8 protein-coding genes and 1 CRISPR repeat array are annotated in these 16,665 nt (G+C 35.0%); of the genes, 3 read left to right on the top strand and 5 right to left on the bottom strand.

The features are described 5' to 3' along the window. Positions 1-109: 109 nt before the first annotated feature. Together BW936_RS04260 and dinB are read right to left on the bottom strand one after the other, a co-directional pair. Positions 110-3,154, bottom strand: coding sequence for a DNA polymerase III subunit alpha (locus tag BW936_RS04260; protein WP_076547066.1), 3,045 nt, complete (start codon positions 3,152-3,154; stop codon positions 110-112). A 276-nt stretch (positions 3,155-3,430) separates the two neighbouring features. Continuing rightward, positions 3,431-4,645, bottom strand: coding sequence for a DNA polymerase IV (gene dinB, locus BW936_RS04255; protein ID WP_076547065.1), 1,215 nt, complete (start codon positions 4,643-4,645; stop codon positions 3,431-3,433). 368 nt (positions 4,646-5,013) lie between these two features. Between dinB and BW936_RS04250 the strand changes: the two genes are divergently transcribed. From BW936_RS04250 to BW936_RS04240, 3 genes are all read left to right on the top strand, one after another. Further along, entirely contained in the window at positions 5,014-5,907 is an 894-nt protein-coding gene (locus BW936_RS04250; RefSeq protein WP_076547064.1) for a hypothetical protein, read from the top strand. Positions 5,908-5,952: 45 nt separating this feature from the next. Further along, positions 5,953-7,326: a hypothetical protein gene (locus tag BW936_RS04245; RefSeq protein WP_076547063.1), complete on the top strand. Its 1,374-nt coding sequence runs from the start codon at positions 5,953-5,955 to the stop codon at positions 7,324-7,326. A gap of 164 nt (positions 7,327-7,490) precedes the next feature. Then, on the top strand, positions 7,491-8,531 hold the full coding sequence (locus BW936_RS04240) for a DNA cytosine methyltransferase (RefSeq protein WP_076547062.1): 1,041 nt from the start codon (positions 7,491-7,493) through the stop codon (positions 8,529-8,531). An 11-nt stretch (positions 8,532-8,542) separates the two neighbouring features. Continuing rightward, positions 8,543-10,411: direct repeats of the CRISPR family, unit length 47 nt; unit sequence AGTTGTGAATTGCTTTCAGTTCTTTAATTTTATTGATGATTCACAGT. Positions 10,412-10,518: 107 nt separating this feature from the next. On the opposite strand, the gene cas2 is transcribed toward BW936_RS04240, so the two are convergent. From cas2 to cas9, 3 genes are read right to left on the bottom strand one after another with little or no spacing between them, the layout of a single operon-like run. Next, on the bottom strand, positions 10,519-10,866 hold the full coding sequence (gene cas2, locus BW936_RS04235; RefSeq protein WP_076547061.1) for a CRISPR-associated endonuclease Cas2: 348 nt from the start codon (positions 10,864-10,866) through the stop codon (positions 10,519-10,521). A gap of 46 nt (positions 10,867-10,912) precedes the next feature. After that, the gene (gene cas1 / locus BW936_RS04230; protein WP_076547060.1) at positions 10,913-11,806 is read right to left on the bottom strand and encodes a type II CRISPR-associated endonuclease Cas1; all 894 of its coding nucleotides are present in this window, start codon (positions 11,804-11,806) and stop codon (positions 10,913-10,915) included. Between the two features lie 3 nt (positions 11,807-11,809). Continuing rightward, on the bottom strand, positions 11,810-16,054 hold the full coding sequence (cas9, locus tag BW936_RS04225; protein ID WP_076547059.1) for a type II CRISPR RNA-guided endonuclease Cas9: 4,245 nt from the start codon (positions 16,052-16,054) through the stop codon (positions 11,810-11,812). Between the last annotated feature and the right edge of the window lie 611 nt (positions 16,055-16,665).

Below are 16,665 nucleotides of genomic sequence, written 5' to 3'. Positions count from 1 at the left end.
GGTTGATGGTTTTTGCGCTTGGCGCTTTTAACCTCACCCTGAACGATTCTCGCGACGATTATTTTGCGCTGAGCGCGTGGCGCATTGCGAATAGCGAATGGCGATTCCTCTATTCTCTAACTTCTATTTTCTCTTTTCCAATTTTCTCTTCACCCGTTTTCTTTTGGTCAAAAACCTTGGTACTGGTTTTCATATCTGCATATCTAGGGTCTTGTATAAAGTCTTGTTTTTGTAGTTTAATGACTTCTATACTCAAAAAGCCAAACTCACTGACTACTTTGCCATAGAATCGATATATTCCTCTTCCCCTAAACATATATTTTGCCGCTACAGGTGGAAACAATACCGTATCAAAAACTTGCCCTTGTTGATCTAATAATGTGGCAAAGAACATTGCTTTCTTTGTATGTGTCCGCGTTCTCTTTACGGTAATTAAATATCCGTAGATATCTATATTCCTGTTTACATACCGCTCCAAATCTTTACTACCGGAAGTATTTAAGGGTTGTTCTAACAACAAATCGAACGGACTGCATAAACTAAAGCCCAACAATTCTAACTGCGTAAAGGCTACTTCTAAATTGGTACTATACAATGACGGAATCTGAAAGTGTTGCTGCCGTGGCGCAAACAATTTTGGGTGGTCTACTTTTTTAGTTTTATTTAAAAACAAATGTGCTTTCCACAATAGTTCGTGCTTATTGGTTTCGGTGAATCTAAAAGCATCAATTCGTATTAAAATACTTACTTGCTCTATGGAGATAATCAACCTATCTAGAAAATCTTCCAAAGAATTAAACAGTCCTTTCACACAGCGTTCTTTTAAAATACGCTCCATCACCCGCTGTTCCAAATCCCGTAAATAGCCTAATCCTAAATACAAATCTTTACCATAAATACGATTGCCCGCATTACTTCTATTTACGCAAGGCGGATGTATTGTTGCCCCCAACATACGTGCTTCGTGCACATAAAATTCAGGCTTATAAAACCCGCCACCATTATTAAGTACGGCTACCATATATTCTAACGGATAATACGCCCGTAAGAACAGACTCTGGTAACTTTCTACTGCGTATGAAGCGGAATGCCCTTTAGCAAAAGCATAGCCAGCAAAACTTGCCACTTGGTCCCACACTTCTTGAATCAGTTTTTCCGCATAGCCTTTTTTCCGGCAATTATCCATAAAGGTATCTTGCACTTTTTGGAACTCTTCCCGTGAACGGAACTTACCACTCATACCACGCCGTAATACATCTGCTTCGCCCAAATCCAAATCGGCAAAATGGTGGGCTACTTTAATCACATCTTCTTGGTAGACCATTACCCCATACGTGTCTGGCATAATTTCTAACATCACCGGATGCGCAAGTTCTTTTGCCCTACCCTTGTTACGGTGCCGAAGAATGTATTCACGCATCATTCCGCTTTTAGAAACTCCCGGGCGAATAATAGAACTTGCCGCTACCAAACCTAAGTAGGTATCTACCTCTAGCTTTTTCAATAGCATTCGCATAGCGGGAGATTCCACATAAAAACACCCCATACACTGCGCTGTTTTTACCATATTACTAATCTTTGGATCTTGCTTGAATGCCTTAATATCATGAATATCAAACTTGGCAAATTCTTCGGGTCGGTCGCGCTCCAAAATATCCAGCGTTTCCTTTATTTTGGAGAGTCCGCGTTGGGCAAGAATATCAAACTTAAAAATACCGACATCTTCGGCAATAACCATATCAAACTGTGTGGTAGGAAAACCTTTTGGAGGCATATTAGTTGCCGAAAACCAGTGAATAGGTTTTTCTGTAATTAGAATTCCGCCTGCATGAATACTCAAGTAATTGGGCATACCGTGTAACAGTTGCGTGTACTTCAAAACCAACGCAGATATTGCATCTAACCTGCTGGTCTCTACATTACCATTGCACAGCACATCTATTTCATCTTTTGGCAGCCCAAATACCTTACCCAATTCCCGAATAACGCCCCTAGATTGAAAAGTAACGTAAGTCCCCAACAGCGCAACATTTTCAAAGCGGTTAAAAATATACTCCGTCATCACCGGCCTGTCTCGGTGCGAGAAATCAATATCAAAATCGGGCGGATTTACACGATACAGATTTATAAAACGTTCAAAATAAAGGTCGAGCTCCATAGGGTCCACATCAGTAATAAAAAGTAAGTATGCCACAATACTATTGGCACCGCTACCACGACCTACATAAAAGAATTTTTGTTTTCGGGCATAAGAGATAATATCCCAATTGATAAGAAAATAAGAGACAAAATCCATCTTTTTAATGAGGTAGAGCTCTTTCTCCAAGCGATCCAACACCGCCTGGTTTATTTCTGGATATCGTTTTGGCAATCCTTCTTGACACAACTGCTCCAAAAAAACCTCATCTTCTTCTTTGCTTCCCAGATACCTGCTTAGATTCTGCGTTTTTCGCCCCTCGGAAAAATCAAAATAAATAGAGCAGCTATCCATTAACCGTTGGGTATTTTCTAGAATAAAACTATGCTCGGAAAAATGTGCCGCTAGATTGGGAATCGCATACATATGTTCATCTTCCCGTGCCTGCTCCGTAACCGGCAACATACTCAGCAAAGTGTTGTTATCAATAGCCCGTAACAATCTATGTGCATTAAAATCGCGCTTGTTCCTAAACGTTACGGGTTGCAGCAATACAATTTTATCTCGTTGCTCCAATAATTTTGAGAATCGCAACCGTTTTAGCTCATTTACAGAAACTCCAATAAATTCGTTTTCTGCAAAGGTTTTTTTTTCATGCTGAAGGACTTTCTCAAAAGGATAAATAACAAACACCTCTTTAAACTGCGGAGCTATTTCTGGAATTTTCTTGTCGTGATGAATGTGATGTGATAAGAAATTATTGAGCTCTAAAAACCCTTCATTATTCTTGGCAACACCCACAAAGCAAGGCTCTACTCCGTTTCTAAAATCGATACCTAAAATAGGTCTTACATCAAACTCAGGTGCTTTACGAACAAAGTTTAAACAAGCAGAGGTGTTATTAATATCTGTCAATACCAATTGCGTAATACCATGTTTTTTTGCCAATTGCAAAAGCTCGATCTCCGAGAAAGTGCCGTAACGAAGGCTGTAGTATGTGTGGCAGTTTAGGTACAAATTCGTTGTTCGTTGTTCGTTTTTTTTGCACTTTGCGCTGAACGCTTGACGCTACGCTTTTCGTTGTTGGTTCTTCGTTGCTCGTTGCTCGTGTTTGCGCTTTGAGTGTGGCGCTCGGCGTGCAGCGCAATGCTCTTCTTCTTTTCTCTCCTCAACAAACAAATAGGTCTCAACTGCACTCGACTGGACAAAACCTCCAAAAACTATCAACCAACACTTGTACTGAGCTTAGCCGAAGTAACCAACATTTCATTCCCCCTTTGGGGGCTAGGGGGATTAAATTTTCCGATGCGCCAACACCACTGGCGGCAGTCCGTTGAAAGGGTTATGCATTCTTCCTATTGTTTTTGCGCCCATGCCCGATGCTCGTAAGACACTTTTGTCTCCGTAGCGTTTTCTTATATTATCCATTGCATTGTAAAGACTGAGTATTTCCTCGGTATCATCAAAAAGGTTGATTTGATAATTTCCAGATACCAAATGCGTAAACCGAATACCTATTAACCGCACCAATAACCTACGGTTATATAAATTCTTGAACAGGTCTAGTATTTTAGGAATTAGAATATGATCGGCACTGGTATAGGGAATTCGCATTTGCTTTGAATACGTGTTAAAATCCGAATATCTAATTTTTACCGAAATACATGCCGTTAGTTTATCTCCACGTCGTAATTGATAGGCTAAATTTTCTGTCATGGCAATTAGAATGCCTCTTAGTCTATTAACATCAATAGTATCTTTATTAAAAGTACGTTCGGTAGAGATAGATTTTCGCTCGCAAAACGGAATTACGGGCGTATTATCAATACCATTTGCCCTTTTCCATATTACACCGCCATTGGCACCTAACACACGCTGCATTACTTCCATAGGCATTTCTTGTACGGTACGCACCTGCCGTAAACCAAGGTTTCGTAAAGTCTGATAGGTTTTATCGCCCACCATCGGTATTTTTTTAATGGACAACGGTGCAAGAAAAGGCTTCTCCAATCCCTCATCTATCTTTAATTGATTGTTTGGTTTAGCCTCGTTCGTAGCTACTTTAGAAACCACTTTATTGGCTGACAGTCCAAAAGAAATGGGGAGTCCCGTTTCTCTAATAATCTTCTTTCGCATTTCTGATGCATATTGGTAACAGCCAAAAAAACGGTCCATACCGGTAAGGTCTGCATAAAACTCATCTATGCTCGATTTTTCGAATACAGGCACATACTCTTTTATAATTTCTGTCACCACGTCTGAGTGCTTACTGTAATCACCGGCATTACCACGAATTACAACAGCATCAGGGCACAGTTCACGTGCCATTTTCATAGGCATACCAGAATGTACGCCAAAACCACGGGTTTCATAACTGCATGCCGCTACTACTCCCCGGTCTCCCGTACCGCCTACCAACAAAGGCTTATTCTGCAATTCGCGATTATTCAACCGTTCTACAGAAACGTAAAAAGTATCTAAATCTATATGAAGTATGGTCTTGCTCATAACTATCGCTCTAAAAATTCGGGACAGCTAAATTATGGAATATTTCCAGTTATTTGGATTTTTTCCGTTTTTTAACATGAAAACAAAAGTATAGCATTACAAATAGTACATAACCTAAGAGCAAATCCGCAAGACATTGAATTGAAAACATAGTTGAAATTTTAACGTAAGCATCAGGGTATGTACATCTCAATTATCCAATAAAATCAGCTATTGATAAGAAATTAATTTGATTTCATTGAACCAAAAGCCAATGATACTTATATTAAAATAATATCGTTTTTCGCTCAACTTCATATATCTTGTAGATTATAAGGGACTTAGACAGATTATCGTTTAACATGATCTTTTAAAATAAGACATTACCTATGCGACAAATTCACTTTATATTGATTACCGCTCTATTACTATTAGCTACTTTTAGTTTTGCACAAGACATAGCTACTATACATCTAAATTCGCCAAATAAAGAAACAGTCTGGAATATTCCAGATAGAATAGCCTTGAAATGGAATACCGTAAAAATTGACACCAGTAAGTCTATCCGTTTTTTTCTTGTAAGAAATGAAATGGTGGTGCAAGAATTAGGCTCTTTTAAAAATGACGGTTTTGAAGACGGAATTGAACTAGCAAAAAACATTGGATCTGGCAATAGATATCAAGTAGTGGCCATAGAGTTATTCCCAGATGATAAATTCAACATTGCCAAAAAAGTATCCCCTTTTTTCACCATTACAAATGCGGCATCGGACGAAAGAAGGAAAAAACAGCAATTAGCAAATGCAAATACGGTAACCCCGAAAAAAAAGAGATCCAGATCTAAAGCAAAAGAGCAAATACCCCCTAAACAAACTGTAGTTGCCCAAGCCAACAACAGGCCTAACACCAAAACTAAAAGCAAACCTAAGGTTAGGGACAGCTTTAATAACAGAAAAATTTCATACACCAAAGAACTAGAATTCAACTCTGAAAACATCATCGTAAAAATATGGGACCACGGCAGGCAAGATGGTGATATCGTTTCCATTTACCTTAACGGTGCACAAGTAGTTAAAAAACACTATTTAACCTATTTGAAAAAGGAATTTAAAATTAAGTTGGACCCCAAAAAGTCTAATGACCTATTTCTTTACGCTCATAATTTAGGAGATTCGCCACCCAACACCGTATCTGTAGAGATATCTGACGGAAAGAAATCTGAAAATATTATACTTAACTCAGACTTACAGAGTTGCGAGGCGGTATTGATTAGTGTGAAGTAATCAAAACTCCGTATTATTACATTCTAACAATCAGTTAAAACATACATGCCATTTCAATCATTTTTTGACGAACCTGACCATTATAAAGATCGCTTCGGTTTTTATGAGCAAGGTGGATCTCCTTTGTTACTACAAAAATTTATAGCAACTATTGAAGAGCAAAGAAATGATATTAAAGAAATCAACATTTCATGGTATTTGTATAACAACCAACATTTGCATGACTACTTAAAAGAAGTAGCTGCAGGTGGTATTGTAGTGAATGTAATAACTATTCCGCTAGAAGGTTACGACCATTCTAAGCCAAAAGTTATAGAAAACCTTGTAACGGGCAAAAGATCTAGCAAAAGTCTTACGAAGTATAATTTGGCCAGAAATATTTTTGGCGAGATGTATAGATCAACATCGATCAAAAATATCAATTTATATATATTTCCGCATTTGTATGTGAGAAGTGCGCGCGTAAAAAAATTCTCAAGAGGAGCTCTACCCTATTCTTTACATATTAAATCTGCATACATTAAAAAGAAAAGTGGCTATATAGCCGTAATGAGTTCGTCAAATTTGGCAGTACGAGATTTAGTAAAAAACGAATCTATGATCTGTGTAGAAGACGAGCCAAATTATGAGGAACACATAAAAGCATTTTACAAGAATTTGATCGGTAACTCTATTCACATTAAAAACTACAGGGCATCTTTAGATACCACATGTAATACATACGAGAAAATAGATTTTAATTTTTCAAATTTGGTATGTATTACTGCTCCGTTCTATGAAAATTCTGCCCATCTTCTAGATAAAACCTTATCAGCACTTATACTTACAGCTAAGGAAAGAATTATTGTTTGTGCACAGCATTTGGCAGCATTTAATTATGAATTTAACGCAAAACACCATACCATTATCAATAAGAACGAAATACGTAAAGGTATATTAGGCGAGGTTATTTCTATGGCGAACAAAGGAATAAAGGTCACTTGTTTATCACAGACATTTGCCCCACTGGTTAAGGATGAAAAAAAGTTTAAAGAGATAAAATTCAGAAGACCTGCAAACACCAACAACTTTCAACAATTTTTTAGTCAGCTTATTAAAACCGAAAATACCGAATATTTTGTCAATGAGAACATTCATTCAAAATTCATACTCATAGACGACACACTTATATATTGCTCCTATAACTTTACCCCCACTCAATTTATTTATTTGGACAATGTAACCATTCCTAAATTCAAAAACATGCCCCATTTAAGCTATAACGGAATACATTGCGAAGTAGGAATGCATTTGGTCATAAAAGATCAGCATACAGTAAAGGCATTTGAAAATAATGTAGCAGACATTAAACGTAAAAAAGAAACCATAGCGGTAACTAACTTTGGGGCAAGCCCTCAAAGTATTAATTTGAAAACATAATTACTATTTAAACGCAAGCACCGGAGCATTTAAATCTCGATTATCGAATAAAATAGATGTTTGAATTAAAAGCAATTTGAAATTCTAAAATGTATTTTTGTTTTCAAATGATGTGTTTCTGATGACTTATTTAAGAAAACGAACATAAAAGAATAGCATAAAAAATGAATATAGTATCCTTTTTTGCCGGAGCAGGCGGACTTGACCTTGGTTTTGAACAAGCTGGCTTCAATGTCATTTGGGCAAATGAGTATGATAAGGATATTTGGGAGACTTATGAGAAAAATCATCCAAATACTACATTCGATAAAAGAAGTATTGTGGACATACCTGCAGATGAAGTGCCAGATTGCGACGGGATCATTGGTGGACCGCCCTGTCAAAGTTGGAGTGCCGCTGGTGCCGCAAGAGGTATTCAGGACAAAAGAGGACAGCTATTCTATGATTTTATTAGGATACTTGAAGCAAAACAGCCCAAGTTCTTTCTAGCAGAAAACGTAAGCGGAATGCTTATTGGCAAGCACAGTACTGCACTTGATGGTATTAAAAAGCTACTAAAAAATGCCGGTGCTGGTTATGATCTATCTTTTCAAATGCTAAATGCAGCTGACTATAACGTACCGCAAGACCGAAAAAGAGTTTTCTTTATAGGTATTAGAAAAGACCTGAATTTTAAATATGAATTCCCTACTGAAACTTTTCCTAAAATAACGCTAGAATCTGCCATAGGCGATTTAGATAAAAAAGCAATTCCTGCTTTAGAGTTTAATAACACCAACGGTAAACGTTGTCCTGTTCCAAATCATGAATATATGATCGGTGGTTTTTCTACCATGTTCATGTCTAGAAACCGCGTTCGTAATTGGGACGAACAATCGTTTACCATACAAGCAGGCGGCAGGCATGCACCAATACACCCGCAGGCGCCAAAAATGAAACTGATTGAAAAAGACGTTCGGATTTTTGTACCAGGAAAAGAACATCTTTACAGAAGACTAAGTGTACGTGAATGTGCCAGGATACAGACTTTTCCAAATGACTTTATTTTTCATTATAAAAAAGTGGCCGCCGGTTATAAAATGATCGGTAACGCAGTACCCGTTAATTTAGCAAAGTTTTTAGCCAGCAGTATCTTGCAGCAATTAAATGCCCATAAGAATTCTTTAATAAAGAAGAAAAAAATAAAGAAATCTGTAGTAATATAAAATATGTAAAGCATTGAGAATTGCTTTCAGTTCTTTAATTTTATTGATGATTCACAGTTATAATGGAGATTGAAACGGAATGGTTTCAGTTGTGAATTGCTTTCAGTTCTTTAATTTTATTGATGATTCACAGTGTTTGACCTAAAGAATATCGACGACAAAAGTTGTGAATTGCTTTCAGTTCTTTAATTTTATTGATGATTCACAGTTATAATCTTTCCAAACATTACCAACCCAAGGTTGTGAATTGCTTTCAGTTCTTTAATTTTATTGATGATTCACAGTAAAACTTATTTAGGGGGTAGATTTAATGTTGTTGTGAATTGCTTTCAGTTCTTTAATTTTATTGATGATTCACAGTGGATTATGGCAAAGGCTTTGAACTACCGTAGTTGTGAATTGCTTTCAGTTCTTTAATTTTATTGATGATTCACAGTAAAAACAAAATTACATGCATTCCATTTGCAGTTGTGAATTGCTTTCAGTTCTTTAATTTTATTGATGATTCACAGTTTTTGGGCCATAAGCCATAGAGGCGATTGAGTTGTGAATTGCTTTCAGTTCTTTAATTTTATTGATGATTCACAGTATCGCCCTTGAGCTCATAACCGGCACTCTCGTTGTGAATTGCTTTCAGTTCTTTAATTTTATTGATGATTCACAGTTCTTGAGAGGCTCTTTTAAATGCCCTACTAGTTGTGAATTGCTTTCAGTTCTTTAATTTTATTGATGATTCACAGTCCAACGATTGAAGAAATAAAATCCCAAATAGTTGTGAATTGCTTTCAGTTCTTTAATTTTATTGATGATTCACAGTATATTTTAAAATTCAAATTGATATGAAATAGTTGTGAATTGCTTTCAGTTCTTTAATTTTATTGATGATTCACAGTGAGCCAATTGTATTGGATAGCGGTATGCCAGTTGTGAATTGCTTTCAGTTCTTTAATTTTATTGATGATTCACAGTCGTTCTGGAGATTTCCTTTTTCGCCTGAAAGTTGTGAATTGCTTTCAGTTCTTTAATTTTATTGATGATTCACAGTGCTAAGTATATAGCCATATCACCATCTTGAGTTGTGAATTGCTTTCAGTTCTTTAATTTTATTGATGATTCACAGTCATACGGGAAGAACTTATAAAACAATGCAAGTTGTGAATTGCTTTCAGTTCTTTAATTTTATTGATGATTCACAGTAGAAGGAACATATCTATTGAATTATGAACAGTTGTGAATTGCTTTCAGTTCTTTAATTTTATTGATGATTCACAGTCATAAAACTAGACGAAGTGATGAATACCAAGTTGTGAATTGCTTTCAGTTCTTTAATTTTATTGATGATTCACAGTACAATAAAACCACCCCCGAGTCCGCTAATAGTTGTGAATTGCTTTCAGTTCTTTAATTTTATTGATGATTCACAGTTTTCGCATTTTTAATTAAAGCGGCTGGGTAGTTGTGAATTGCTTTCAGTTCTTTAATTTTATTGATGATTCACAGTTTCATTGTCCAATGGTATTGCAATTTCTCTGTTGTGAATTGCTTTCAGTTCTTTAATTTTATTGATGATTCACAGTTTGACACGGCAGAGGTAGAGCTACAACAGCGTTGTGAATTGCTTTCAGTTCTTTAATTTTATTGATGATTCACAGTCTAAACATTTTGGACATTGAAAAACTTTTAGTTGTGAATTGCTTTCAGTTCTTTAATTTTATTGATGATTCACAGTGATTTATTGGGCGGTAAGTCGGTTAATGGGTTGTGAATTGCTTTCAGTTCTTTAATTTTATTGATGATTCACAGTATGATCGACTATAACATTTTCTACAACATAGTTGTGAATTGCTTTCAGTTCTTTAATTTTATTGATGATTCACAGTATACCAACCATAACAAGTTGGTATACTGTTTTTTAACCCCTATTGTAGCATTAAAAAACAACCTCCATATTTTCTAAAAACAGAAAGGCAACCCACTATTTTTTAATTCAAAACAGTTCTAATTGTTGGCTTGGTGTTTCCGGTTGTTGTTCCTTTCTACCATGAAACAACTCTATCATTCCAAATTGCTTGTCGGTAATCTGCATAATACCAACTTTCCCTTTTTTGGGCAAGGCATTTTTAGTTCGCTTTATATGTACCCAGGCATTTTCTCTACTTGGGCAAAAGCGCATGTATATACTAAATTGAAACATGGTAAAACCATCATTGAGCAAATCTTTTCTAAACCTAGCCGCATGCTTACGTTCTGTTGCCGTTTCGGTTGGCAGATCAAAAAATACTAGTACCCACATACATCTATATTGGTTAAGACGTTCGTATCTATTTTCATTCATACCAGCCAATTATTTAATGAACCACTCTAATTAAGGTTACTGATACTTATAATTCTGGATAAAGAAGTTTTCTACTACCACCTTCAAAACACTCGTATAAACTATTTGTGGTACGGCTCATAGCGTTCATTAAAGGACTTTGCTTACCATCTATAATAACATCCATAGCAGGTATGCCCAGTAACTCTTTCTTTAAGTTGGTATTGAGCTCCTCTAAAGGACAACCCGTTTCAACAATATCATAGACCAACATATCCACATAAGGCCGGTAAGGCTCCATAATATCATCTGCCAAACAGAAGGCGTTGTATTTATTTCTATGAAAAATACCCACAGAGGGTAAAAGCCCACTACTACATAAGGCTCTAGCGGTTATTGCCCTAAGTATGGCGTAGCCATAATTAAGTAAATTATTGGGCGCAACACCTTTTTGGTTACGACTAAACCCTTCTACATCAAAAAGATGCTGAAAATAATAGGCGGCAGCATAGGCTTCATGATTGTCGCCATCACCACTTTTCACCTCTTTTGCCCAGCGTTTCAGTTTTAAAGCCTTTTTACCCCTTTGCAGTAAATGATTGCCTTGGTTTTCAATTTTAGCCATGACCGTTTGTTGCCACAACTGTTTTTTTAAAGGTAGACTGGCATTTAACTGATGCCGCATACGCTCCGTTTGTTCGGTATGCCCTACCAAGGGCTGTAAAAAGCCATTGGGCAAATGTTGTTGATCACAGGTAATTACCGCGGTCTTATTCTGAACCAATTTCATTAACAGCCCATTGGTAATGGTAATCTGTTGATTTTCTAGCACTACATAGCCCAAATCTTCAATTGGGATGGTCACTTCATCTTTAGACCCTTCAGGAAAATTTACTGCCAATTGTTCGTTTTTGGTACTTAAATAAGCAGGACTGCCAAAGAATAGCGTGTGTTTTATCATAACTTAGAACTTCCAGATTAATGCTCCATCCAATTTTATTTCAAAATCCCTGCCTTCAATGGCAAAATTCCAACCACCTGATGAAATTCTCAAAAGGGGCGAAAACTCTTTAAAATTTATTGATGATATCTCTTTATGCTCTTTTTTAATATCAGTATTACTACCAGATATGATGTGATGTTTAAACTTTATTCTCCCATCAGATTCAAATTGATACATTTTATACATCCTCTGAGACAGTTCTTCTTTATTTAATTCTGCAAGTTCTTTTACACTCTCTTTGTAAAAAATCACCTTTTGACCTGCTTTTAAAACAGCACATAGGGGTAATTGCGTTTTTTTCTTTACAACCGAATTAAAATGTGGAATTTCAAAAAATTCTCTTTCGTCTTGTATGTCTAGTTTTGCTAAGTCAAAAATCCCTATTATACTAATAGTTCGCTCTTCTTTTCCTTTGACATTTCCCTTATAAAACAAACAATAGACATTCTCTCCATTTTGTGCATAAGTTGTTTGTTTATATTCCTTATCCGAAACAAATGTATGCTTATGAGGTTGTACAGCTGTTGTGTATTTAAGTCTATCAAAACATCTGACATGTCTGATTTTGTTTACTTTCTCTCCTTTTTTATTAAGCATATAAACGCCCTTTTCTATAGCTTCCTTAAAGCTTTCAGCCTTTACAACTTGTTTTTTTATTATTTCAAAAAGAGCTTTATCAACAATAACCTTTTCTAAATCATCTAACTTTTTAAACCCTGGACTAGAGGCGTCTTTTGCGTACAATAGTGGTTTACGCATGACAAGTCTTACCTCATCTTCTAGCTGCATTTTTTTATTGTCATCAAAAATAATCTTACCAAAATTATCCCGTTTGGGTTGCTTAATGGCCCCATAAAGAGATTCACCGTGTAACTGCCCTCTTATTGCATCGCCTTTTGCCCATTTTATCTTTCCATTTTCATCATAATCTATTTTCCCTCGTTTTCTAACTTTTTTAAAGGTTGGCGTAAGGGTTCTATAGTCTTTTAAATTATTAATAAGGGTTTCTGTCTCAATGTTTTTTATAAAAATTGGTTTAAAATTATGCCAATCTATTGGTTGTTCATGATACGTTTTTCCTGTATGGTTATCTTTTTCTAATTGATATTTTTTAATGATTTCATCACGATATGCTGGTTTTGGTATCAAGGTAAGAATAGCACCATCTATAGCGTGATGACTATGCTTTGAACGATCTTTTTTATCACTTACCATCTTTACCCGGTATACTTCTTTGAAAATATTTACCACATTTCCTTTCTGTACTTCAACTTTATTAAAAACTGTCCTCAGATAAGGAACAGCATACTTGGTCATTATTTGCGTATCTCTTAATTTACTATTACGCCACTTTGCTTTATACTCTTCTACTGTAAAAGTTTGTATTTTTTGTTTTAAATAATCTAAATCAAACTTTAACTGGTGACGTTTTTGAATAAATACATCCTTTATTTCTTTGGTACTAGCGTAGCTTGTTTTTTTAACGTATTCATCTATTTGCTTCTCTAAATCTGTAATTTTACTCCACTTAACTACTGTAATTTCTTCTTTTTTTCCATGCTTTTTTATGATTTTCTTTTCAACCGTTCGTTTACCAAAAACGGCTTCAATATTTTTAATAATGGGTTGTATTGACCTAGTATTAAACATACTATCCGTATGATAATTATCTAATTGAGTTGGATATTTTTTTCCTTTTACATTAGCGTTATAATCTTTGTTTGCTAGCGTTAGATTTTTTAATTCATTATCAAAACTGATACTTGCTGGTATTGTGTGTTCAATATCAAAATGTTCGCCATTGAGCAAGTCACTTTTATTTATAGTGTCTCCTGTATACAAACATTTTTTTCCCTGCTCTTCCCATAAACGTATTTTTCTTATTAAGTTTTTATCTTCAGAATTATAAGAAGTGCCTGACTCTTTATTAATTTCTTCAATAGTTTTTTTATAGTTATTATTCTCGCGTTCACGTTGATTTTGCCATCTTTCAAGTGCTATTCGATAATTAGCGTTATTAAGTTCCCTAGCTATTTCAACCACTATTCTTGTGTGCGCATCTATTTGATTGGTTTGCAATAAGTAATTCAGTAATTGCTTTAACTTATGAAGTGTTTTTAAGGCCATGGGATTTTTAAATCCCTTACTTATAGGCTCTGGGCTTTCTAACAATTTTAGTGAAATTCCTTCAAGCTCTGCATTCGGTTTTTTTTTCAAAAAAGCATCAATATCATTTTCATTAATATAAACCGTTTCGTTTTTTAGTTCTACCTTCTCGTAACTTGATGCATTGGGATATTTTTCTTGTTCAGATGGATGCCATAAATATTTTATGTTTTCATCAGCTACTTGGTAATGCTCTTGTATGTAGTTAAAAATATGCTGATGAATACGAGGCTGCGCTATGAATGCTCCTTTTTTAGCCTGAAAAGGTTTTTGCAAAAAGGATTTATATTCTTTAGATATATAGTCTAAATAGTCTGCCTGATCCTCCTTAATTGTTTCCTCCCAAGTCTTTTCTCCAAGTTCATTAATCAATTTTTGTTTTATTAGACTATAATCCGAGACGTCTAAATCTTGACTTGAACCTAAATGATAATCGCCTTCTGCTAATAGTTCATATTTAAATAATCCGTTTAAAACATTATTCAGTTTTCTTTTAGCAGATACTTCTTCATATATTACATCAATCTCAGTTGCAAAATGTTCTATAAAAGCACTAGAAACTTCATAAGTTCCTAATACCTTTTGAATATTAGCCATATAAACAGCTTTTGAATATATAAACCCTTTCTTAAGATAAGGAAGAATTTTTTTTATAGCAGAAAGGCTTAATGTTGCATAACCTTGTTGTAATTTGATTTTAGAAAATTTGATAGCTTTTTCTTCACTGAGCTTTAATTTTTCTAATGCAAATTCTCTCAGCTTTTCTTCGCTATCAAAGGTGGCTAATACATGCCAAATATCTTCAAAACTGTAATTAGTGGTTGCTTTCTTTTTTGGTTGTTTCTCTCTTAGAAAAGCATTATGCCAGCCAAGCTCATTCTGCCAATTTTCTCCAAAAATATCTTCAAAATTCTTGAGTAACTTAGCAGAAAGTACTTTAGTTTTTTCTCGTGAACCATAGCCAGAATTAACAATAGCCCCATCTTTTTTTAGTTGTTTCAAAATAGTGCTCAAGCTAAAATCATTACCCGATTTATAAAATATTGGATAAATTTTTTGAATTAAATATTTACTATGCTCCCATTCTTCTGGAGCTTGAATTTTTAAATTATTGATAAAAACCCAAGTACGGTATTCCTCGTACAACGGATGACTTATTGGTGCTCTACGTTTATTTTTTTCATAAGTACACAAACCAATTAAACCCTTTTGAGTACGAAGTGGTCGCTGCCAAATAATCGCTTTATGTAGTTTTGAATAAAAGTCGTTGTTAAGATTTTGTATTTTACAAATCAATTTAAGCTCATTTTCATAATCTTTGCGCAGGTTATAACGCTGACGAATTCTAATTTTTTCTGAGTGACTTGATTTTTCTTTTTGATAATGATATAAAGCGGCTCCCAAACTTTTGTATTGCTTTATATAATCAGCAATAGCATCTCTACCTTTGGTCATCCCATCTTTTGAGCCTCTAAGCATTGTTTTTGCTTCTTCTTCATCTCTTCCCTTAAAACCACGTCTTTGAACAAGTTGATAAAATACACGCCCTAATATTTCTGGATTATCCTTAAAAACACGCTTATCAATCTCCGCTTCACTAACCGCTTTTGCTCGAAATAGATAATAACTTTCATGCTTGTCACTCCCAAATAAATGAAAATCGGGTTTTCCGTCACCATTAAAATCAAAACGTAACCAATTTAAAAAAGATTGAGATTGGGGATATTTCCGTTCTTCTTTTTTTGTATACTTTCTCCAACTATTTAGTTCATCTATACTTAATGGACACATTCCATGTTTTATTAGAAAATCTAATAACTCCCATTTTCTATATTTTTCAGCTTGATAGTTTCTACGCTTCCCCCTACTTTCAGTACGTTTTTTCACTTTAGGAAACTCAACACCTTTCTCCTCTCCAACACCTTTATCAAAAATTAAAACGCCTTTTTTTATTATTTGATTGTCACTTGCTGTGATATCTCTAATTGCCCAGCCAATACTGTTGGTTCCAAGATCAATTCCTAAAGTTAAGTTGTTCATATTTTATTTTTACTTATATTAGTAGTCTGAAAGCTATTCACAATAAGGCTATAAGCCGAAGAAAAATCTTAAATCCTGCGTACTCCGTGGGATTTTTTTTATCATTCTACACTATGAAATTACGGTATTAAAAATAAAGAACCTTACGGTTTTCCGTAAGGAAAAGAAAATATTATCTAAGTAGATTTAAGCCGCCTCGTCTTCCAATACGGGGCTTTTTTTATCTTAAAATTTCATGTACTGTAGTTTCCCAACCGCAACAAGGTGAGCTAAAAAATAAAAAGAATAAAAATTTTCAATAGTAATTAGGCAAGAGCAAAGACCTAATAGAAACACCATTACCTTAACACTTTTTATACGTATTTAAAGTAAAAAAGGGAACTGCCCAGAAAAGAGCATTACATTGAGTTTTAGTCAAGCACTACTTATTGGTGTATAAAAAAAACACACAATGAACTACTTTTAAAATTTTCATGAGATATGACCATGAAATGTTAAGCTGTTTTGGCGTAAGAAAAGACCAGCACTATTTTAAAACGTGTAAAGCAATATAGCTTACCCCTTTTTAACCCTATAGGTGACATGACGGTTGGTGATTACACTACCAACTT

This window comes from Maribacter ulvicola (genome assembly GCF_900155985.1).
Lineage (GTDB): Bacteria > Bacteroidota > Bacteroidia > Flavobacteriales > Flavobacteriaceae > Maribacter > Maribacter ulvicola.
This window is presented reverse-complemented; position numbering and strand designations above follow the sequence as displayed.